The 19790-nt window shown below is 70.9% G+C and carries 21 protein-coding genes and 1 pseudogene; 18 read left to right on the top strand and 4 right to left on the bottom strand.

Features of this window, described 5'->3' with window-relative positions:
• Window positions 1-2 precede the first annotated feature (2 nt).
• Both F9B98_RS11000 and ffh read left to right on the top strand, forming a co-directional pair.
• Complete coding sequence (locus F9B98_RS11000; protein WP_150957234.1) at window positions 3-551, top strand: TetR/AcrR family transcriptional regulator; 549 nt, start codon at window positions 3-5, stop codon at window positions 549-551.
• 167 nt (window positions 552-718) lie between these two features.
• Window positions 719-2263 carry a signal recognition particle protein gene (gene ffh / locus F9B98_RS10995; protein ID WP_150957231.1) on the top strand — a complete coding sequence of 515 codons (1545 nt, stop codon included), beginning with the start codon at window positions 719-721 and terminating at the stop codon, window positions 2261-2263.
• A gap of 86 nt (window positions 2264-2349) precedes the next feature.
• Here ffh and F9B98_RS10990 read toward each other — a convergent pair whose 3' ends face one another.
• Both F9B98_RS10990 and F9B98_RS10985 read right to left on the bottom strand, forming a co-directional pair.
• Window positions 2350-3075, bottom strand: a complete 726-nt coding sequence (locus F9B98_RS10990; RefSeq protein WP_150957228.1) for an SGNH/GDSL hydrolase family protein — start codon at window positions 3073-3075, stop codon at window positions 2350-2352.
• A gap of 118 nt (window positions 3076-3193) precedes the next feature.
• On the bottom strand, window positions 3194-4357 hold the full coding sequence (locus F9B98_RS10985; protein ID WP_150957225.1) for a glutamate--cysteine ligase: 1164 nt from the start codon (window positions 4355-4357) through the stop codon (window positions 3194-3196).
• A 234-nt stretch (window positions 4358-4591) separates the two neighbouring features.
• Between F9B98_RS10985 and rpsP the strand changes: the two genes are divergently transcribed.
• The 4 genes from rpsP to trmD are packed head-to-tail and all read left to right on the top strand — an operon-like array spanning window position 4592 to window position 6579.
• A complete protein-coding gene (gene rpsP, locus F9B98_RS10980) occupies window positions 4592-5005 on the top strand; it encodes a 30S ribosomal protein S16 (RefSeq protein ID WP_150957222.1) in 414 nt (137 codons plus the stop codon).
• Between the two features lie 5 nt (window positions 5006-5010).
• A complete protein-coding gene (locus tag F9B98_RS10975) occupies window positions 5011-5241 on the top strand; it encodes an RNA-binding protein (protein ID WP_150957219.1) in 231 nt (76 codons plus the stop codon).
• On the top strand, window positions 5241-5888 hold the full coding sequence (gene rimM / locus F9B98_RS10970) for a ribosome maturation factor RimM (protein ID WP_150957216.1): 648 nt from the start codon (window positions 5241-5243) through the stop codon (window positions 5886-5888). Before F9B98_RS10975 ends, rimM begins: the two co-directional genes overlap by 1 nt.
• A gap of 1 nt (window position 5889) precedes the next feature.
• Window positions 5890-6579, top strand: coding sequence for a tRNA (guanosine(37)-N1)-methyltransferase TrmD (gene trmD, locus F9B98_RS10965; protein ID WP_150957213.1), 690 nt, complete (start codon window positions 5890-5892; stop codon window positions 6577-6579).
• Between the two features lie 205 nt (window positions 6580-6784).
• Here the strand turns inward: trmD and map are convergent, their stop codons facing one another.
• Window positions 6785-7567, bottom strand: coding sequence for a type I methionyl aminopeptidase (gene map, locus F9B98_RS10960; protein ID WP_150957209.1), 783 nt, complete (start codon window positions 7565-7567; stop codon window positions 6785-6787).
• 118 nt (window positions 7568-7685) lie between these two features.
• On the opposite strand from map, the gene F9B98_RS10955 reads away from it, so the two are divergent.
• The 11 genes from F9B98_RS10955 to F9B98_RS10905 all read left to right on the top strand — a co-directional run bounded on the left by F9B98_RS10955 (window position 7686) and on the right by F9B98_RS10905 (window position 17998).
• A complete protein-coding gene (locus F9B98_RS10955; protein ID WP_150957206.1) occupies window positions 7686-8177 on the top strand; it encodes an MFS transporter permease in 492 nt (163 codons plus the stop codon).
• 210 nt (window positions 8178-8387) lie between these two features.
• Complete coding sequence (gene rplS / locus F9B98_RS10950) at window positions 8388-8735, top strand: 50S ribosomal protein L19 (RefSeq protein WP_058231655.1); 348 nt, start codon at window positions 8388-8390, stop codon at window positions 8733-8735.
• A gap of 143 nt (window positions 8736-8878) precedes the next feature.
• Window positions 8879-9628 carry a signal peptidase I gene (gene lepB / locus F9B98_RS10945; protein WP_150957202.1) on the top strand — a complete coding sequence of 250 codons (750 nt, stop codon included), beginning with the start codon at window positions 8879-8881 and terminating at the stop codon, window positions 9626-9628.
• Window positions 9625-10278 (top strand): ribonuclease HII, encoded by a 654-nt coding sequence (locus F9B98_RS10940; RefSeq protein ID WP_150957199.1) that lies wholly within the window; start codon window positions 9625-9627, stop codon window positions 10276-10278. Before lepB ends, F9B98_RS10940 begins: the two co-directional genes overlap by 4 nt.
• A gap of 87 nt (window positions 10279-10365) precedes the next feature.
• Window positions 10366-10689, top strand: a complete 324-nt coding sequence (locus tag F9B98_RS10935) for a DUF2469 family protein (protein ID WP_055836674.1) — start codon at window positions 10366-10368, stop codon at window positions 10687-10689.
• A 92-nt stretch (window positions 10690-10781) separates the two neighbouring features.
• Window positions 10782-11144 carry a YraN family protein gene (locus F9B98_RS10930; protein ID WP_150957196.1) on the top strand — a complete coding sequence of 121 codons (363 nt, stop codon included), beginning with the start codon at window positions 10782-10784 and terminating at the stop codon, window positions 11142-11144.
• On the top strand, window positions 11141-12664 hold the full coding sequence (locus F9B98_RS10925; protein ID WP_150957192.1) for a YifB family Mg chelatase-like AAA ATPase: 1524 nt from the start codon (window positions 11141-11143) through the stop codon (window positions 12662-12664). Before F9B98_RS10930 ends, F9B98_RS10925 begins: the two co-directional genes overlap by 4 nt.
• Entirely contained in the window at window positions 12664-13833 is a 1170-nt protein-coding gene (dprA, locus tag F9B98_RS10920) for a DNA-processing protein DprA (RefSeq protein ID WP_150957816.1), read from the top strand. Before F9B98_RS10925 ends, dprA begins: the two co-directional genes overlap by 1 nt.
• Window positions 13834-13896: 63 nt before the next feature.
• Window positions 13897-14883, top strand: a complete 987-nt coding sequence (locus tag F9B98_RS10915; RefSeq protein WP_150957189.1) for a tyrosine recombinase XerC — start codon at window positions 13897-13899, stop codon at window positions 14881-14883.
• A gap of 113 nt (window positions 14884-14996) precedes the next feature.
• On the top strand, window positions 14997-16841 hold the full coding sequence (locus F9B98_RS10910) for an HNH endonuclease signature motif containing protein (protein ID WP_150957187.1): 1845 nt from the start codon (window positions 14997-14999) through the stop codon (window positions 16839-16841).
• Between the two features lie 539 nt (window positions 16842-17380).
• Complete coding sequence (locus tag F9B98_RS10905) at window positions 17381-17998, top strand: DUF3060 domain-containing protein (RefSeq protein ID WP_150957184.1); 618 nt, start codon at window positions 17381-17383, stop codon at window positions 17996-17998.
• Window positions 17999-18078: 80 nt separating this feature from the next.
• On the opposite strand, the pseudogene F9B98_RS10900 reads toward F9B98_RS10905, so the two are convergent.
• A pseudogene (locus tag F9B98_RS10900) lies at window positions 18079-18513 on the bottom strand (murein hydrolase activator EnvC family protein); the annotation flags it as partial.
• A gap of 315 nt (window positions 18514-18828) precedes the next feature.
• Here F9B98_RS10900 and rpsB point away from each other — a divergent pair.
• Window positions 18829-19719 carry a 30S ribosomal protein S2 gene (rpsB, locus tag F9B98_RS10895; protein ID WP_150957181.1) on the top strand — a complete coding sequence of 297 codons (891 nt, stop codon included), beginning with the start codon at window positions 18829-18831 and terminating at the stop codon, window positions 19717-19719.
• The last annotated feature ends 71 nt before the right edge of the window (window positions 19720-19790 follow it).

Here is a 19790-nt window from a genome sequence, read left to right as displayed (position 1 = left end):
CCGTGACCCCCGAGCCTCGAAGCGGACGACCCCGCGCCTCGTCGCGCGAAGTCCTGTCCGAGGCCGCGTGCGAACTGTTCCTCGAGCAGGGGTACGACGCGACCAGCGTGTCCGACATCACGCGGCGCGCGGGCGTGAGCCGATCGAGCTTCTTCAACTACTTCTCCGCGAAGAGCGACGTGCTGTGGTCGGGTTTCGACGAGCAGGCGGATGCCGCGATCGCGCGGCTGCGCGAGGGGGAGGCGGTCGACGAGAGTCTGGCGGGCATCGGCGAGGGTCTCGCCCCCGACGCGCTCGCCCTCGCGATCACCAACGCGGACGCCATGGGCATCTCCGCCGAGCTCGACCGCGACCGTGCCGTGCGTCAGTTCCGCCTCCAGCGCGAGCTCGCGGCGCGGTGCGTGCGAGACGGGATGCCGGAACTCGCCGCTCACGTCCGCGCGGGCGCCCTCGCGGCCGCGGTTCTGGCGGCCGTCTGGGCCTGGGCTGACCGCACCGCATCGGGGCGTCCGCTCGTCGAGGTCCTCGAGGCGGCGCTCGCCCTGGCGTGACGGCGGTGGGGAGTGCGGCACACGCTCCGAGATCTGCGCAGGCTCCGTGGCATCCGGCCGAATCGGGCTGAGGATACGCGAATCACCGAGGCTGTGCCCGAAGCGCCGCGCCCGCGACGACGAGGACGGCGGCGGAGGGACCGCGTCCCGCGTAAACTCGTTGCATCATGGCGACTTTCGGCACCCTCTCCGACCGGCTCACAGAGACCTTCCGCAACCTCCGGAAGAAGGGCCAGCTCACGCCCGCCGACGTCGACGGGACGGTGCGCGAGATCCGTCGCGCCCTCCTCGACGCCGACGTGGCCCTGCCCGTGGTCAAGGAGTTCACCGCCGCGGTACGCGAGCGCGCCCTCGGCGACGAGGTCAACCGGGCGCTGAACCCCGCGCAGCAGGTCGTGCAGATCGTCAACGACGAGCTCATCGGCATCCTGGGCGGTCAGCAGCGACGCCTGCAGTTCGCGAAGAACCCGCCCACGGTCATCATGCTCGCCGGCCTCCAGGGCTCCGGTAAGACCACTTTCGCCGGCAAGCTCGCCAAGATGCTCGAGAAGGACGGCCACACGCCGCTCCTGGTCGCGTGCGACCTCCAGCGCCCCAACGCCGTCAACCAGCTCCAGGTCGTCGCCGAGCGCGCCGGGGCCACCATCTTCGCGCCCGAGCCCGGCAACGGAGTGGGCGACCCCGTCAAGGTGGCCCGCGACGGCGTCGCCTACGCCACGCGTCAGCAGTACGACATCGTCATCATCGACACCGCCGGTCGCCTCGGCGTCGACGCCGAGCTGATGAAGCAGGCCGCCGACATCCGCAAGGCGACGCAGCCCGACGAGGTGCTGTTCGTCATCGACGCGATGATCGGTCAGGATGCCGTCAACACGGCGAAGGCCTTCCAAGACGGCGTCGACTTCACCGGCGTCGTGCTGTCGAAGCTCGACGGCGACGCCCGCGGTGGAGCCGCGCTGTCGGTCGCCTCGGTCACCGGTCGCCCCATCATCTTCGCCTCGACCGGAGAAGGCCTCGACGACGTCGAGCCCTTCCACCCCGACCGCATGGCATCCCGCATCCTCGACCTCGGTGACATCCTCACCCTGATCGAGCAGGCCCAGTCGGCGTTCGACGAGGCCGAGGCGATGAAGGTCGCCGAGAAGCTCGCGACCGAGACCTTCACCCTCGAGGACTTCCTCGAGCAGATGCAGCAGATGAAGAAGATGGGCTCCATGAAGAAGATGCTCGGGATGCTCCCGGGCATGGGGAACATGAAGCAGCAGCTCGACGACTTCGACGAGCGCGAGATCGACCGCACCGAGGCGATCATCCGTTCCATGACGGTGGCCGAGCGTCGCAACCCGAAGATGCTGAACGGCTCGCGTCGCCTGCGCATCGCCCGCGGTTCGGGCATGACCGTCACCGACGTCAACCAGCTCGTGCAGCGCTTCGATCAGGCCGCGAAGATGATGAAGACGGTCGCGCGCGGCGGAGTGCCCAACATTCCCGGCATGGGACCGATCGGCGGCAAGCCGAGTGCGTCGTCGAAGCGCGGCAAGCAGCAGAAGGCCAAGGGTTCGCGGTCGGGAAACCCGGCCAAGCGTGCAGCCGAGAACGCCGGCATCGCGGCATCCGCGCCCGCCACCGGTTCGGGCTTCGGCCTGGGCGGCCAGAAGACGCCGAGCGAGGCCGATCTCGCCGAGCTGCAGAAGATGCTCGGCCGGGGCTGACCGGGTCCGCCGGGGCTAGCCCGTTCCGCCGGGAAGACCCGTTCCGCCGGGGCGAACCGTTCGGGCGGGGCTGACACCCGGCTCGTTCAGGGCAGGACGTCCGCGTCCTGCAGCGCCGACATCACCGTCTGCTCGATCGCGCGCTGCCCGCGCGGGGTGGGGTGCACGTCGTCGTCCTGCATCCACTCCGGGTGGCCCGCGAGCGGCTGCCCCACGTCGATGAAGGTCCCGCCGACATTGTTGACGGCGTCCTTCAGGGCGTCGGAGGTGAGCTTGGTGTCGGGGGGCACGTCGGCGTCGTCGTTCCAGATCGTGCTGAGGCCGACGATGCGCGCGTCGGGCGCCGCGGAATGCAGAGCGTCGAGCGTGTTGGCGGTGTCGGCGCGGATCTCGTCCTCGTCTTCCCAGAAGTCGTTGCTCGAGGACTCCACGATGAGCAGCTGCGGTTGCAGGGCCGCCACCGCGGGGACGAAGCCCGCGTAGGCCGTGCCGCAGTCGCCCTGCACGACGAATCCCATGCCCGGGCACGCGAGATTGGTGAGCGACACGTGCGCCCGCGCGGCCAGGAGGACCGGCCACGCCTGGTCGGGCTCGAGGTTGAAACCCGACATGAGCGAATCGCCGAGGGTGACCACGCGCAGCGGGGCCGACGAGGTCGAGGTCGGCGACGGGCTCGCCTGCAGGGCGGGTGCGGCGAAGGTGGGCAGCGCGGCGGGGGCGGCGGGACCGGCGGCGCACCCCGAGAGCAGCGCGATCGCACCCGCCGAGAGCGCGGTCAGCGAAGCCACGGCGGCGCGGCGAGCCCAGGTCATGACGTGATCCTAGAAGGGTTCGCCTATGAACGAGCGCGGAATCCCGCTCTGGACAATGAGCGTCGCGGCGTGCTCCGGCGAGGTGTGCCCACCGGGGAACGAGTGCGGAGATCCCGCTCTAGACGCGCAACGCCGCCAGGTGCTCGCGCAGGGTGGGGCCGCCGCGGAACTCCCGGATGAGGTGCTGCACGACCGCGCGCAGGTCGCCGTCGGCCGCCTCCGCCACCGCGATCTGCCGCGCCGAACTCCCGCCGGTGGCGAGGATCGTCTCGAGGCTCGCGAACTCTTTGGCGCAGTGCAGCTCGAGGGCGACGTCGGCGAGCTCCTCCATCGTCTCGCGCAGGTGCTCGACGACGGGCCGCTGTGTTCCCTCGCGGTCGACGATCACGCGGGCCTCGAGGCCGTACCGCGCCGCACGCCATTTGTTCTCGCGCGCATACCAGGGCGGGATGCCGGGAAGCTCGCGCCCCTGGTCGAGCAGCCGCGAGAAGTGCTCCACGAGGGTCTGCGCGAGCGCCGCCACCGCGGCGAGCTCGGGGAGGGTCGACATACCGTCGCAGGCGCGGATCTCGACCGTGCCCCACTTGGGCGCCGGACGGATGTCCCAGCGCACCTCGCTGGCATCCGCCATCACTCCCGTCCGAACCATGTCGTCGAGGTAGCTCTCGAAGTCGCCCCACGAGTCGAGCTGCCAGGGCAGCCCCGCGGTGGGCAGCTGCTGGAAGACGAGGGCGCGGTTGGAGGCGTAGCCGGTGCGCTCGCCCGCCCAGAAGGGGCTGGATGCCGACAGGGCCTGGAGGTGGGGGAGGTAGACGTTCAAGGCGTTGACGATCGGAATGACCTTCTCGACGTCGTCGACGCCGACGTGCACGTGAATGCCCCAGATCATCATGTTGCGGCCCCACCACTGGGTGCGCTCGATGAGGGAGTGGTAGCGCGTCTTGTCGGTGACCTCTTGGTCGAACCACTGCGCGAAGGGGTGGCTGCCGGCGCACAGGATCTCGACCCCGCGCGGCTCGGTCTCCTCCCGCAGGGCGCAGATGGCGTCGGCGATGTCGTCGACCGCCTCGGCGACGGTGTGTCCGACCCCGCTGGTGACCTCGACGGTGTTGGTGAGGAGCTCACCGGTGACGGTGAAGCGCTCGAGGGCGGTCTCCTCTTCGAGCTGGTCGAGGATCTCCGGCGCGCGGGGGACCAGGTCGCCCGTCTCGCGGTCGGCGAGCATGAGCTCCCACTCCAAACCCACGGACGAACGCGTCGATGCAGCGAACGGCAGCCTCATGCGGCTCAGTCTGACACGGGGGCCGGATGCCGGGATGCTCCGCTACCCTCCGAGACGCAGCGTGTCGCGGTGCGTCGGCTGTCACCGTGACGCCCGGGTATCTGGCAGAATAGAGGGCTGGACCCGCTACTCGACCCTCTATCCAGTATCGGTCCACCCTTTTGAGCTTCCGCCGGGTGTGCACCCCACTCTCCAGGCGTTCGGTTCGTTCGTTTTTCATCATTTGGAGTCATCGTGGCTGTCAAGATCCGTCTCAAGCGCCTCGGAAAGATCCGCGCGCCCTATTACCGCATCGTCGTCGCCGACTCGCGCACCAAGCGCGACGGTCGTGTCATCGAGGAGATCGGCAAGTATCACCCGACCGAGGAGCCCTCGTTCATCGAGGTCGACTCGGAGCGCGCGCAGTACTGGCTCTCCGTGGGCGCCCAGCCCACCGAGCAGGTCGCCGCCATCCTCAAGCTCACGGGCGACTGGGGCATCTTCAAGGGCGATAAGGACGCGAAGTCCACCGTCAAGGTTCGCGAGCCCAAGGCCGCGTTCGAGGCCGACGCCTCGAAGAAGTCGGTCGTCAAGCCCAAGGCCGAGAAGAAGGTCGACGCTCCCGCCGAGGCGCCCGCTGAGGACGCCGCCGAGACCTCGGCCGAGTAATTCCCGTGCTGTCTGCCGCGCTCGAACACGTCGTCAAGGGGATCGTCGATCACCCCGAGGCCGTGACCATCCGTTCCAGCTCCTCGCCCCGCGGCGACGTGCTGGAGGTTCGCGTGCACCCCGATGACCGGGGTCGCGTGATCGGGCGCGGCGGACGCACCGCCAAGGCACTGCGCACGCTCGTGTCGGCTCTCGCCGACGGACGCCGCGTGCGCGTCGACGTCGCCGACGACTGATGGCGAACGGCGACACCGCGGGCGCCCAGCCCGCCAAGACCCAGCTCCGCGTGGGGCGCCTCGTCAAGGCCCACGGCCTGAAGGGCGCCTTCAAGCTGGAGCTCTACACCGACGATCCCGACGGTCGGTTCACACCCGGCAGCACGTTCACCCTGCAGGTTCCGGAGTCCTCGCCGTGGCACGGCCGTGAGCTGACGGTCCGCGAGTTCCGCTGGATGAATTCGCACCCGGTCGCCTTCTTCGAGGGCGTCGACGACCGTAACGCGGCCGAAGAGCTGGTCAAGGCCATCCTCTGGATCGACCAGGACTCCGAGGCGGCTCCCGCCGAGGATGACGCCTGGTACGACCACCAGCTGGTGGGGCTCGACGTGGTGCGCGACGGCGCGGTGATCGGTCGCGTCGTGCGGGTCGATCACTTCCCCGCCCAGGACCTGCTGATCGTCAAGCCGACTGGCGACGACCGCGAGGTGCTCGTGCCCTTCGTCAGCGCCATCGTCCCCGAGGTCGACATCGCGGGCGGTCGCGTCGTTGTGACGCCCCCCGCGGGCCTGTTCGAGGAGCTCCCGTCCGAAGCCGACGACGAGCCCGAACCCGCGTCGGTGTCGGACGACACCGAGGGCGAGAGCCCCGACACCGCGAAGGACTGACGTGCGCATCGACGTCGTCTCGATCTTCCCGACGATCTTCGACGCTCTCGAGGTCTCGCTGCTCGGAAAAGCCCGACAGACCGGTCTGCTCGACGTGCGCGTGCACGACCTCCGCACGTACACGCACGATCGCCACCGCACGGTCGACGACACCCCCTACGGCGGTGGCGCCGGCATGGTCATGAAGCCCGAGCCCTGGGGTCTCGCGCTCGACGACATCGCCGGGGGAGCCGACCCACGGCCGGTGATCGTCTTCCCGTCCCCCGCGGGGGAGCGCTTCACCCAGGCGACGGCGCGCGAGCTGTCGCAGGCGTCGCACCTCGTCTTCGGGTGCGGGCGCTACGAAGGCATCGACGAGCGCGTGTTCGACTACGCCGCCGGGCTCGGCGAGGTGCGCCTGCTCTCGCTGGGCGACTACGTCCTGAACGGCGGTGAGGTCGCCGTGATGGCCATGATCGAGGCGATCGGACGGCTCATCCCCGGCGTCGTCGGCAACCCCGAGAGCCTCGTCGAGGAATCGCACGAAGACGGCCTGCTCGAGTACCCGTCGTTCACCAAGCCCGCCGTGTGGCGCGAGCGCGAGGTGCCTCCGGTGCTGCTGAGCGGCAACCACGGCGCCGTGGCGACCTGGCGGCGCGAGCAGCAGCTCGAGCGCACGCGACAGCGCCGGCCCGACCTGCTCGCGGACTGACTTTCGCGCGCGCCGGTTTGTGGCGCGCTGTGCGCCGGCGCGTCGGCGCTCGCGCGCCGTCGAGCTGGCAGAAACGCTGGTTCCTCGCAGGTTTCGCGGCGGATTCTGCGAGGAACGCGTCATTCTGCGAGCTCGCGACACCGCCGGCCGGCGGGTGGGACGACGGATGCCGCGACCCTGAGGCCGCGGCATCCGGAACCGTTCTTCAGTCGACGCCGAGGAACGAGCGATCGGTCAGGACGATGGGGCCCTCGGCCGTGATCGCGACGGTGTGCTCGGAGTGCGCGCCGCGCGAGCCGTCGGCGCTGCGCAGCGTCCAGCCGTCGGGGTCGGTGACGAGTTCATCGGTGCTCTGCAGGAACCACGGCTCGAGCGCGAGCACGAGGCCCGCGCGCAGGGGGTAGCCGCGCCCGGCCTTGCCGTCGTTGGCGACGTGCGGGTCGCCGTGCATCGTGCGGCCGACGCCGTGGCCGCCGAAGTCGAGGTTGACGCGAAGGTTGTCCGCGCGGGCGACCGAGCCGATGGCGGCGGAGATGTCGCCGATCTTGTGGCCGACGGTGGCGGCGTCGATCGCTGCAGCCAGGGCGCGCTTCGTGGTGTCGATGAGGGCGAGGTCCTCGTCGCGGGCGGTGCCGACGACGAAGGAGACGGCCGAGTCGGCGACCCAGCCATCGACGGAGGCCGCGAAATCGAGCGAGACGAGGTCGCCGTCGCGCAGCGTGTAGTCGTGGGGGAGCCCGTGCAGCACGGCGTCGTTGATCGAGGTGCACAGCACCTTGCCGAAGGGACTCGCGCCGAACGAGGGGTGGTAGTCGATGTAGCACGACTCCGCGCCCGCGGAACGGATCATGTCGTGCGCCCGACGGTCCAGCTGGAGGAGGTTGGTACCCACCTTCGTCTCGGCGCGCAGCGTGGCCAGCACCTCCGCGACGAAGCGTCCAGCGGGGCGCATCGCGTCGATCTCGGCCGGAGTGCGCAGTTCGATCATGGGTGGTTCCTCTCGCGTCGAACCTCCATTGTCCCCGAAACCCCGGCCGGGCGTCCGACGGGCATGCGCCATAGGTTCCTCAGAGGTGACGCACATCGTCGCGACCTAGCATCGGTCCATGGCGCTGCGACGACTGTTCCTCCACTGGCTGTTCCCGGCGGCGTTCGTCCTGCCGCTCTGGCTCTTCGTCGGCTGGATCGTCTTCTCGGGCGGGAGCGGCTGGGGGCTGCTGTGGCTGTTCGTCGCCGTGCCCGCGGTGTTCGTGTCCGAGCTCGTCCTGGCGCTGATCATCCGCGCCCGGGGGAGCGTGCGCGAGAACCGCGCCGTGTCGTGGCGCGACGTCGCGGGTCTCAGCCTGTGGCACCTGGTGATCGTGGCGCTCGGCCTGTTCGACTCGCGCGTCTTCTTCCCGTTGCTCGTGCTGTCGATCGTCGGTGCGCTCGTGCTGTTCTGGTCGTCGCTCTCGCAGCTGTGGAACGAGGCGCGCGGTGCGGTGACGCTTTTGCACACCGCCGATGGCACGGCGTACATCCCGGCTCCGCGAGAGCGATCGACACCGGCGCGGGATGCCGAGGTCATCGTCGTTCCCGAGACGCGGCGTCCCGACTGAGTCGGCGTCGCTCCCGTGCGGCCGCCGCGGGGGAGCGGGCCGCGAGGGGAGGCGGTTTGGCCGGTCCGCCCCGGCATGGCACAATAGAGGCTTGTGCCCTGACCGGCTCTGCCTCAGGGGAGTCCGCCGCGTCCCGCGGCCTCGGGCACGCCTCACCTTTTTCCCTTTTATCGTGCGATCGACCTGTGGCGGTCGCAGGAAGTGATGATCATGCAGATCCTCGACTCCGTCGACGCGGCTTCGCTCCGCTCCGACATCCCCGCCTTCGCCCCCGGCGACACCGTCAAGGTGCACGTCAACATCACCGAAGGCAACCGCTCGCGTATCCAGGTGTTCCAGGGCGTCGTCATCGGCCGCTCGGGCGACGGCGTTCGCGAGACCTTCTGCGTCCGCAAGGTCAGCTTCCAGGTCGGCGTGGAGCGCACCTTCCCCGTCCACAGCCCCGTGATCGACCACATCGAGGTCGTCACGCGCGGTGACGTGCGTCGCGCCAAGCTGTACTACCTGCGCAGCCTCCGCGGCAAGAAGGCGAAGATCAAGGAGAAGCGCGACCGCTGAGTCGTCTCTCTCGAACGCCCCGTGGATCCTCCCACGGGGCGTTCGTCGTTTCACCCGTGTCGGCGGTCACGGGGCGGGTCTGCGATGTGCGACCCTGGATGCTGCGGTTCGGTCGGTGTGCGACGAACCCGGTGAAGGAACACATGAGCGACCAGACCGCCTCGACCCCGGATGCCACGGCATCCCGCCCCGCCGGACGGCGACGACGCGGATGGGGGACGTTCTTCCGCGACCTCCTCGTGATCGTGCTGATCGCGCTCGTGGTGTCGTTCCTGGTCAAGACGTTCGTGGTGCGCTCGTTCTACATCCCGTCGGCGTCGATGGAGAACACGCTGATGGTCAAGGACCGCATCCTCGTCGACGAGCTCACGCCCCGCTTCGGCGAGTACTCGCGCGGCGACGTGGTCGTGTTCCGCGACCCGGGCGGGTGGCTCGACCAGACCCCCGCGCCGGAGCGGTCGCCGATCGTCGAGGGGGCGGAGTGGGTCCTCTCCCTCGTCGGCCTGGCGGCGCCCGACAGCGACGACCACCTCATCAAGCGCGTCATCGGCACCGCCGGCGATCACGTCGTCTGCTGCAACGCGCTCGGTCAGACGACGGTGAACGGGGTGCCGCTCGATGAGTCCTACGTGCGCCTCGCTCCCGGCGCGACGGCTCCGGAGCCCGTGCCCTACGACATCACCGTCCCCGACGGCTCGCTGTGGGTTCTGGGCGACAACCGCAACAGCTCCCGCGACTCGCGGTACAACCAGGATCAGCCCGGCCGCGGGTTCGTCCCCGTCGACAACGTCGTGGGGCGCGCGTTCCTGATCACGTGGCCGTTCGATCGGTTCGGTCTCATCGACTTCCACCACGAGGTGTTCGCGGGGGTTCCCGCGCCGGGAGCGCAGTGATCGAACCGACCCTGACCCTCGAGCGTCGCCTGCTCAAAGAGCACGCGATCGTCATCGCGTGCGATGAGGTGGGGCGCGGGGCTCTCGCCGGCCCCGTGGCGGTGGGCGCGGCGGTCATCGACCCGGCGCGGTCGCGCAAACGGGTTCCGCAGGGTCTGCGCGACTCGAAACTCGTGCCCGAGGCGCGCCGGCCCGAGGTCGCGGCCCGCGCCGCCGCGTTCGTGCAGCACAGCGCCGTGGGGTGGGCGAGCTCGGTCGAGGTCGACGAGATCGGGATCATCCGGGCTCTGGGTCTCGCCGCCGTCCGCGCCATCGCCGACCTGCGCGCGCACGGTGTGGTTCCCGAGGAGGCACTCGTCATCCTGGACGGCAACCACGACTACATCACCCCCGCGGGGGAGTCCGGTCTGACCGTGCGCCCGATCATCAAGGCCGACCGTGATTGCGCCAGTGCGGCCGCGGCATCCGTCATCGCCAAAGTCGCCCGTGACACCCTCATGACCGGGCTGCACGACGATCTTCCCGCCTACGGGTGGGCGCGCAACAAGGGGTACGCGAGCCTCGACCACCGCGACGCCATCAGTGCGCACGGAATGAGCGTGCATCACCGGCACTCCTGGGCGATCGCGGCCGCTCCGACGCTTTTCTGATCTCCTCTGCGGTGACGGCCGGCGAACGCGCCCGAGCGGCTGACGCGTGCGGCCGGCGGGGCGGTGCGCGCCTAGGATGGAAGAACCATGGATGACGACGTCTTCGAGGATTACGACCGCGAACTCGAGCTGGCCCTGTACCGGGAGTACCGCGATGTCGTGCGCCAGTTCACCTACGTGATCGAGACCGAGCGCCGGTTCTATCTCGCGAACGACGTCAACGTCGTGCGCCGCGACACCGAGCACGACTTCTACTTCGAGATCTCGATGACCGACGTGTGGGTGTGGGACATCTACCGCGCCGACCGGTTCGTGAAGTCCGTGCGCGTGCTGACGTTCAAAGACGTCAATGTCGAAGAGCTGTCGCGGCACGACTTCCAGTTGCCGGACGAACTCTCGCTCGACAACTGAGGCTCCTCCACAGCCGGTCGATTCTCGCGACTGTCCCCGGATAGTGCCCTCGCCTCGGCAGGCGGAGTGGGACGGATGCCACGCTCTCGGGCATGGCAGCGAAAGACGAATTCGGCAGAGCCGGCGAAGACCGCGCCGTCGCGTACCTGACGGACGACGGCTACCGCATCCTCACCCGCAACTGGCGGTGCGCCCAGGGCGAGATCGACATCGTCGCCGTGCGCGACGACACGCTGGTCGTGGTGGAGGTCAAGACACGTCGCAGTGAGGACTACGGGCACCCGTTCGAGGCCATCGACGCCCGCAAGGCCCGCCGTCTGTGGTGCGTGGCGATGGCGTGGCTCGCGGCGCATCCCGACGAGGCGCGCGGCCGCCGGCTGCGTCTCGACGCGATCGGGTTGATCGGATCCGACCCCGCGCACGCTCGCCTCGAGCACCTCGAGGACGCCCTGTGACCCTGGCGCGCACGTGGGCGGTAGCCCTGTCGGGGTTGCACGGCGACCTCGTCGAGGTCGAGGCCGACGTGTCGTCGCAGACGCCCGAGTTCTCGATCATCGGCCTCGCAGACAAGGCGCTCGGTGAAGCCGGGCGTCGCGTGCGCGGAGCCTGCACGAACCGCGGCCTCGACCTGCCGAAACGCCGGATCACCGTCAATCTCTCGCCGGCGAGCCTGCCGAAGCGGGGGTCGGGGTTCGATGTGGCGATCGCGGTGGCCGCCCTCGCGACGTCCATACGAATGGATGCCGCCCGCGTGGCGCAGACCGTGCACATCGGCGAACTGGGGCTCGATGGGCGGCTGCGGCCGGTCCCCGGCGTGCTTCCCGCCGTCGTCGCCGCTCAGCGCGCCGGGCACCGTCGCGTGGTGGTTCCGGCCGCCAACGCGGCCGAGGCCGGTCTGATCGGAGGGATCGAAGTGTTCGCGGCTACGTGCTTGGCCGAGGTGGTGCGGTGGCACGGCGGCACGAGCGATGCGCCGGTTCTCGCCCCCGTCGAGGCGCCGACCGTGCCGGCCGGTGACGACGAACCGCTCGAGCTCGCCGATGTCGTCGGGCAGGGCGACGCCGTGGACGCTCTCGTCGTCGCCGCGGCGGGCGGGCACCACCTGCTGATGAGCGGGCCGCCGGGTGCGGGCAAGACGATGCTGGCGCGCCGGCTGCCCGGCATCCTGCCGCCCCTCGACGACGAGGCGGCGTTGGCGGTGGCTTCCGTCCGTTCGCTGTCGGGCGAGGCGGTGACGCGGCTGTCGCGGACGCCGCCGTTCGAGAGCCCGCACCACGGGGCGACCGCGGCTGCGCTGATCGGCGGGGGCTCCGGCGTGGTGCGGCCCGGAGCCATCGCCCGCGCGAGCGAAGGGGTGCTGTTCCTCGATGAGGGCGGCGAATTTCCGGCATCCGTTCTCGACGCCCTGCGTCAGCCGCTCGAGAACGGGGTGATCCAGGTGCATCGGTCGGGGGTGTCGGCCACCTATCCCGCGAGGTTCCAGCTCGTCGTGGCGACCAACCCGTGCCCGTGCGGGCAGTACGGCGTGGCCGGAGGGTCGTGCGAGTGCGCTCCGCAGGCGATCCGCCGGTACACCCGGCGGTTGTCAGGACCGCTGCTCGACCGCATCGACATCGACCTCCGGATGCAGCGTGTGGCGCGGGCGCGACACGAGGGGAGCGCGCGGTCGGTGTCGTCGGCAGAGGCGCGGGCCGTCGTGGCGGAGGCGCGCGCCCGGGCGGCGCGGAGGTGGGCCGAGACGCCCTGGCGACGCAATGCCGACGTGCCGGGCACATGGTTGCGCGGGCCGGCGGCGCCCGCACCCGAGGTGCTGGGTCCCCTCGACACCGCGCTGCGGCGCGGGGCCCTGACGTTGCGCGGATACGACCGGCTCTTGCGAGTGGCGTGGACGGTCGCCGACATCGCGGGCCACGACGACCTCCGCAGCGACGACGTGGGGCGCGCGCTGTACCTCCGCCGAGGAGCGGGGGCGTGATGTCGGTCGGGGAACGCGCGCCCGAGTGGGAGCGGGCTTTGCGGGGACTGCGGGGTCGGGGCGACGATGAGGAGCTCGCGGACGCATACGCGAGGGCGGTCTGGAGCGTTCTGGCGGAGCCGGGCGACGGAGCGGCGGGCGCGCTGATCCTCGAACGCGGTGCGGTCGAGGCGCTGCGGGTGGCCCTGTCGGGCGACGATGAGGAGTTGCAGTCGGCCCGGGCCCGCTGGCTTCCCCGTTATCGACCCGACGAGATCGATGCCGTGCTGGACGCTGCGCGCCGGGCGGGCGCGTCGCTCGTCGTCCCGGGCGACCCGTGCTGGCCCCCGCGGATGGACGACCTCGGTGTGCACACCCCTGTCGCACTCTGGCGGCGCGGGGAGTACTGCCCGGGAGACCGGCCGATGGTGGCACTGGTCGGCGCGCGCGCGTCGACGGCGTACGGCGAGGGAGTGGCCGCCGACCTCGCGGCCGAACTGTCCACGGCGGGTGTCACCGTGGTGTCGGGGGCCGCCTACGGCATCGACGGGGCGGCGCACCGCGCGGCGCTGTCCACGGGCGGCACGACCCTCGCCTTCCTGGCCGGGGGCGTCGATCGCGCGTACCCTCGCGGGCACGAGAGGCTCCTCGCGCAGATCGCGGCCTCGGGTGCGGTGTGGAGCGAGACGCCGTGCGGGGCCGCGCCCACCAAATGGCGGTTCCTCTCGCGCAACAGACTCATCGCCGCGATCGCCGACGCCGTCGTGGTCGTCGAAGCGGGGTGGCGGAGCGGGTCCCTCAATACGGCGGCTCACGCGGCGAGCCTCGGACGGGCTCTTGGAGCGGTGCCGGGCCCGGTCACCAGCGCGGCGTCGGCGGGGTGCCATCGCATCCTCCGCGAATACGACGGGGTGTGCGTGACGTCGGCCGCGGATGTGCTCGAGATGATCGGGGCGGTCGGGCGGACGGCGCACGAGCCGGGGGACCGCACCGACGACACCACGAGGGTCTTCGACGCGCTGTCCGCGCGGTCCGCGCGCTCCACCGCCGAGGTCGCTCGCCGCAGCGGTCTGAGTTCCGACGAGGCCGGGGTGCTCCTGGGCTTCGCCGAGCTCGAGGGGCGTGCCCGTCGAGATGAAGCGGGGTCGTGGTTGTCGGTGCGGTCGGAGCGGGGCAGTGCGAGGGGGTGAGCGAAACGGCGAACGGCGCGCGTCGTCGCCCCCGACCCGCGCGCAGCCGGGCACTCTGGAGGTGTGCAGCTGTCAGCGGTCGTCGAGGGGTACGTCACCCATCTGTCCGTGGTGCGGAGGCTCTCGTCGGCCACCGTTCGGGCCTACCGTTCGGATCTGGCCGATCTGCTGACGTTCCTGGGCGACCGCCCCTTCGAGGAGGTCGTCGTCGAAGACCTGCGGGAGTGGCAGTGGCAGTCGGCGCAGTCGGGACTCTCCAAGGCGACGGCGGCCCGCCGTGCCTCGACGGTCCGCGGGCTGTTCGCGTGGGCCGTCGAGGAGGAGATCGTCGCGGTCGACCCCGCGCGACGGCTCGTCTCCCCGAAGCGCGGGAGGACGCTGCCCTCCGTCGCGACGGCGGACGCGCTGGATGAGGTTCTGTCGCACGCCGCCGAGCTTGCCGCGAGCGGTGACCCGATCGCGCTGCGAGACCACGCACTTCTCGAGGTCCTCTACGGTTCGGGAGCGCGCGTGTCCGAGGTATGCGGCCTCGATCTGGACGACATCGATCACGACCGCCGGACCCTTCTGCTGCGCGGCAAGGGCGACAAGGAACGAGTCGTTCCGTTCGGCGCCCCGGCCGCACGCGCACTGGAGGCGTATCTCGTGCGGGCCCGGCCGGTGCTGCGCGCTCGGGCGCTCGAAAGGGGAGCGTCGGGTGCGGGCGGCGGGGAAGGGGTGCGTCGTGCGGGGGCGACCGCGCCGATCGCCCGCTCCGACGGCCGAGTGCCTGATCGCGCCGTCTTCCTCGGGGCGAAGGGTTCACGGCTCGGGCCACGCGCCGTGCACGCCCTGGTGTCGCGCACCGTGGCTCCGAGCGTGGGTTCCGAGGTGCTCGGTCCGCATGCCCTGCGTCACTCTGCGGCGACGCACCTGCTCGACGGCGGAGCGGATCTCCGAGCGGTCCAGGAGATCCTCGGACACGCCAGCCTCGGCACGACCCAGATCTACACGCACGTCTCCGCGGAGCGCCTCCGCGAGGCCTACCGTCTCGCGCACCCCCGGGCCTGAAGGACCCGGAGCGGTACGTCACGAGTCGGGTCGTGAGATGTACCTCTACAGCCCCCGGACCGTCGACGCGTAGCTCCCGTCTCAATGTCGGAGGTTGGCGATAGCTTTCTGCCATGACCCGCCCCGCACCCTCCGCCGACCGGCCGACGCCGGTGTTTCGGGAGTGCGATGGTGCGCCGTGGCCGAGCGATGACGAGCTCGAGTTCGAAGCCGAGAGGGCGGCTTTCCGGGAAAGCGGCGATGTCGAGTGGTGGACGGATGCCGAGGCCCCGGTGCCCGGTGAGGTGTCTGTGCCTGCGGGGCAGGTGTTTCCGTGTGACGGTCTCGGTGACGTCGATTCGTGGGAGCGGGACGCCCTCACGCACCCGCTCGATAGCGTGTTTCTGGCGGTGTCGGATGTCGATGGGCGGGTGGGCCACCTGGAGAATGTGGTCGCGGAGCGGCAGCGGGCGACGGCGGAGGAGTACCGCCTGATCCTGGCGATCCTCGACGACGCCGCGTTCGATCCGACACCGTGGGTCGGGCCCGACCCGACGCTCGATCGTGCGTGGCAGGATCCCCGGGGCCGCACCCCTAGGGCCGTGCGGCGTGACCGTGTCGATCTCGCCGAGCGCGCGGCGGTGGCGGAGATCGCGGTGCGTCTGCACTTGTCCGAGCAGACCGTTCGCATGCGGGCGGCGCATGCGCGGACGTTGGCGGTGGGGTGCCCGAAGCTGTGGGAGGCGTTCGGTGAGGGGCGCCTGTCCGAGAGGCACGCGGTGGATGCGGCGCGGTTGGCGTCGACTCTGCCCGCCGGTGACGCCGACGCGTTCGCGCGTTTCGATGACGAGGCGTGCCCGCCCGCGCTGGTGCTGACCCCGGCGAAGTTCGCCGTCGCAGCCCGCGCGATCCGTGAACGCGTGCACGCTGAATCGATCGAGGCCCGTCACCGCCGCGCCGCGGAGGACCGCGGGGTGTGGATGAGAGCCGAGCTGGATGGCATGGCCTCCCTGCACGCACTGCTGCCCGCTGACCGGGCTCGGGCCGTCATGTCGCGTCTCGACAAGGCTGCCCGGCACTTGCGTGCTGCGAACGACGAAGAACGCACCCTCGCGCAGCTGCGCGCCGACGCCTTCGCCGACCTCATCACGATGACGGACGCCCCGGCAGAGGCGACGACGGCCCCACCCGTGTTCCCCAACGCTTCCGGTACCGCGCGCGGCGCGCACTCCGCTACCCGCTCCGCACCGTCGCCCGCGTCGCACGGCGCCTCGCCCGTACTGCAAGACGACTCGCCCGCACCGCACGGCGGCTCGCCCGTACCGCACGACGGCTCACCCGCACCGCTCGACGGCTTATCTGCACCGCACGGCGGCTTGACGGCGCCGCCAGATGGCCCGCCCGGACCGCACGACGACCCGCCCGCACCGCACGACGACCCGCCCGCAACACGCGACGACCCGCCCGCGCCTGTCGCGCCTGCCTCACCGCGCACGTTCCGCTCCGCCCCACCGGCGACGATCATCGTCACCGTCCCCGCGCTCACGCTCCTCGGTCACGACACCGAACCGGCCACCCTCGAGGGGTACGGACCCATCGACCTCGACACCGCCCGGCGCCTGGCCGGCACCGCGACCTCGTGGATCCGACTGCTCACCCACCCCGTCACCGGCGCACCCCTCGTGCTCGACCGCAAGACCTACCGGGTACCCGTCGCGCTTCGCCGGTGGCTCGGGATCACCTCACCCACCTGCGTGTTCCCCGGCTGCAACCGCGCCGCACGCGACTGCGACATCGACCACCTCACCGCCTGGGCCGACGGCGGCACCACCGACGACGACAACCTCGACCCGAAATGCCGCCACCACCACCGCCTCCGCCACGACACCCACTGGAACATCAACCACCCACCCGACGCCCCCACCACCTGGACCTCACCCCTCGGCGGCACCTACGACACCGACCCACCACCCTTCTGAGGTCGGCATCGGACGGGCCGGCACGACCAACCGTGCGAACCCAGCACCGGGAGGGAAGCCGCGTCCCAGACCGGCGCTCCCCGTGCTCGCGTGACATCGGTACGAGTGAGGCCGCCCGCCTTGACCGCAGGTGGCAGCGCACCGGTCCGATTCCTGCCGGCACCGGAAGCCTCACGTCCGGCGCATACGAGGTATTTCGTCCCGGTCCGCGGGCACGCCCACGGATGCGGGCCGACCGCCACCCCAACTTCGAGCACGTTCGTGAATATGGGCCAACCCCGTGCCATCTCGAGCACGCCCGTAAACTCCGACCTCAGCCTCACGCGTGCCGGCCGACCGCCACTCCAACTCCGAGCACGCTCGTACACCCCGGCCCCGCCCCAACCGTCCGCAGGCCGGCGCCCGCCGTCCATGGGCCGTCCTGATTGTGAACAACCGCGTACCCGCGGTTCCACCCACACACACACACACACCGTCCGCGCAGCCGCCCTCGCGACCTTCTAGGTGCGAACACCGCCGCCACCCCCTAGCGTGGGGACGTGCCCATCCGCCGCCCGTTCCCCGCCGCCACCGGCGTCATCGCCCTCGTGGCTGTGCTCAGCGCGTGCGCTCCGACCCCCGAGCCCGTCGAGACCCGACTGCCTCCCGGACTCTCTGCGTCGAGCGCTCCGCCGACCGCGGCTGCACCGTCCCCGTCGATCGTCACCGTATCTCCCGCACCCGTGACCTCGGCCACGCCCTCGGCGCCCGCGACCGGCGCGGATGACGGCGCCTTCTCCTGCGGTGACGGCGGCAGTCAGACCGTGTCCGGCGCCGAGCAGACGTTCCGCGTCACGGGGACGTGCGCGGAACTCGCGGTGTCGGGCTCCGCCCTGACCGTCGACGCGTCCTCCGCGCGCATCGGGACGCTGCGTATCTCGGGAGATCGAGCCCGAGTGGATGCCACCGCGATCGACACGCTCGTCCTGCAGGGCAACGACGGCTCGGTGACCTCAGCCGGAGCGATCGGAAGCGCCGACGTCAGCGGCGACCGTGCGTCCATCACGGCGGGCGGCGCAATCTCCGCCGTGACGGTCCGCGGCCAGGACAACGTCGTGCGAGCGACGGGTGGCGTCGGCGCGGTGACGGTCGAAGGGCGCGGCAACCAGATCGGCTGACCCGACCCCGACACGGGCCGGCAGCACGGCAGAAGGACGGCTCGCGGAACACCGCCCAGCAGACGCAGGGGATTGACGTATTCGCCGTTCCACCGGACGCCGAAGTGGACGACCCCCGGTCCCGCGTGACCCTCGACCGACACGCGTCCCACCGGGCCCGCTCGCGCCACGGCCGTACCGACCGTGAGATCGGTGTCGACCGGTTCCAAGGTCGTCACGAGGCCGTCGCCGTGGTCAATCGTGATGAGCGAGCGGCCGGCTACCCTCCCGGCGAAGGCGACCCGCCCGGCGGCAGGGGAGCGGACCGCCTCGGCGCGCAGATCCACGCCCCGGTGACCCGGCCCGTAGGCGTGTGCGGGGGCGACGAACGGCCGGAGCACCTCGGGGGGAGTCACCGGCCACACCCATCCGCGATTCGCGAGGGGATCGACGTCGACGGCCGCGACGGGCGGGGCCGCGAGAAGGGCGCCGACCAGCAGAATCACAGCCACACAGCGGAGGGATGCCGATCTCATGCGGGCAGTCTGCCGCGCGCGGCTCAGCCTGATCCGGTGCGATCGCGTGATCGGGGGGAAACGGTCGCTCGGATGCGGTTGGGGAGGAGTGGTCCTGTATGCTGGAGGACGCATCTCGTATGTCGGGATGACTCCGCGTGCCCACAGCGCACCGTGCCGCCCCTCGGGGCAGCGCACCGCGCGGCATCCACACCCCTTGGTCCCTCGCTCCGGCGAGTGGCGGGTGTGCGCCGGGTACCAGGCTCGCCAGACCTCCGTCTGGCGCGACACAACCACAACCACGGCGCGAGAGCGCCCAGAAACAGGAGTACGACCATGGCCGTCGTCACCATCCGCCAGCTGCTCGACAGCGGCGTTCACTTCGGACACCAGACCCGCCGGTGGAACCCGAAAGTCAAGCGCTTCATCCTGACCGAGCGCAGCGGCATCCACATCATCGACCTGCAGCAGTCGCTCGGGTACATCGACAAGGCGTACGAGTTCGTCAAGGAGACCGTCGCGCACGGCGGCACCATCCTCTTCGTCGGCACCAAGAAGCAGGCGCAGGAAGTCCTCGCCGAGCAGGCGACCCGCGTGGGCCAGCCTTACGTCAACCAGCGCTGGCTCGGTGGCCTCCTCACCAACTTCCAGACGGTGTCGAAGCGCCTCGCCCGCATGAAGGAGCTCGAGGAGCTCGACTACGAGAACCCCGCCGAGAGCGGCTTCACCAAGAAGGAGCTCCTTCTCAAGAAGCGTGAGCTCGACAAGCTGCACAAGTCGCTCGGTGGTATCCGCAACCTGCAGAAGACCCCCTCGGCGATCTGGGTCGTCGACGCCAAGCGCGAGCACCTCGCGGTCGACGAGGCCAAGAAGCTCGGCATCCCCGTGATCGGCATCCTCGACACCAACGCCGACCCCGACGAGTTCCAGTACCCGATCCCCGGTAACGACGACGCGATCCGCTCGGTGAGCCTGCTCACGCGCATCATCGCCGACGCCGCCGCCGAGGGCCTGATCCAGCGCCACCAGCCCGCCGGTGAGGAAGAGGCCGCCGAGCCCCTCGCCGAGTGGGAGCGCGAGCTGCTCGAGGCCCCCGCGGAGTCGACCGAGGCCGCGGCCGCCGAGTCGACCGAGACCGAGGCTCCGGCCGCCGAGTCGACCGACGCCGCGTCGACCGAGGCCGCCGAGACCGAGGCCGCTGACGCCGAGGCCACCGACAGCAAGTAAGCCGCGAGGCACTCCGTTCGCCTCCGCGTGAACGGCGCGCCACCCGCACAGGCTACGATCCGGCGGGGTCG

The organism is Microbacterium testaceum StLB037 (assembly GCF_008763945.1).
Classification (GTDB): Bacteria; Actinomycetota; Actinomycetes; order Actinomycetales; family Microbacteriaceae; genus Microbacterium; species Microbacterium testaceum_G.
The sequence above is the reverse complement of the archived record's forward strand: the minus strand, read 5'-3'. Positions and strand labels throughout refer to the sequence as shown.

Excerpts from the sequence above, each read along its gene's own strand:
- ffh (WP_150957231.1), top strand. The coding sequence starts at position 719 with ATGGCGACTTTCGGCACCCTCTCCGACCGGCTCACAGAGACCTTCCGC.
- F9B98_RS10990 (WP_150957228.1), bottom strand. The coding sequence starts at position 3,075 with ATGACCTGGGCTCGCCGCGCCGCCGTGGCTTCGCTGACCGCGCTCTCG.
- F9B98_RS10985 (WP_150957225.1), bottom strand. The coding sequence starts at position 4,357 with ATGAGGCTGCCGTTCGCTGCATCGACGCGTTCGTCCGTGGGTTTGGAG.
- rimM (WP_150957216.1), top strand. The coding sequence starts at position 5,241 with ATGGCGAACGGCGACACCGCGGGCGCCCAGCCCGCCAAGACCCAGCTC.
- map (WP_150957209.1), bottom strand. The coding sequence starts at position 7,567 with ATGATCGAACTGCGCACTCCGGCCGAGATCGACGCGATGCGCCCCGCT.
- F9B98_RS10955 (WP_150957206.1), top strand. The coding sequence starts at position 7,686 with ATGGCGCTGCGACGACTGTTCCTCCACTGGCTGTTCCCGGCGGCGTTC.
- rplS (WP_058231655.1), top strand. The coding sequence starts at position 8,388 with ATGCAGATCCTCGACTCCGTCGACGCGGCTTCGCTCCGCTCCGACATC.
- lepB (WP_150957202.1), top strand. The coding sequence starts at position 8,879 with ATGAGCGACCAGACCGCCTCGACCCCGGATGCCACGGCATCCCGCCCC.
- F9B98_RS10935 (WP_055836674.1), top strand. The coding sequence starts at position 10,366 with ATGGATGACGACGTCTTCGAGGATTACGACCGCGAACTCGAGCTGGCC.
- F9B98_RS10930 (WP_150957196.1), top strand. The coding sequence starts at position 10,782 with ATGGCAGCGAAAGACGAATTCGGCAGAGCCGGCGAAGACCGCGCCGTC.
- dprA (WP_150957816.1), top strand. The coding sequence starts at position 12,664 with ATGTCGGTCGGGGAACGCGCGCCCGAGTGGGAGCGGGCTTTGCGGGGA.
- F9B98_RS10910 (WP_150957187.1), top strand. The coding sequence starts at position 14,997 with ATGACCCGCCCCGCACCCTCCGCCGACCGGCCGACGCCGGTGTTTCGG.
- rpsB (WP_150957181.1), top strand. The coding sequence starts at position 18,829 with ATGGCCGTCGTCACCATCCGCCAGCTGCTCGACAGCGGCGTTCACTTC.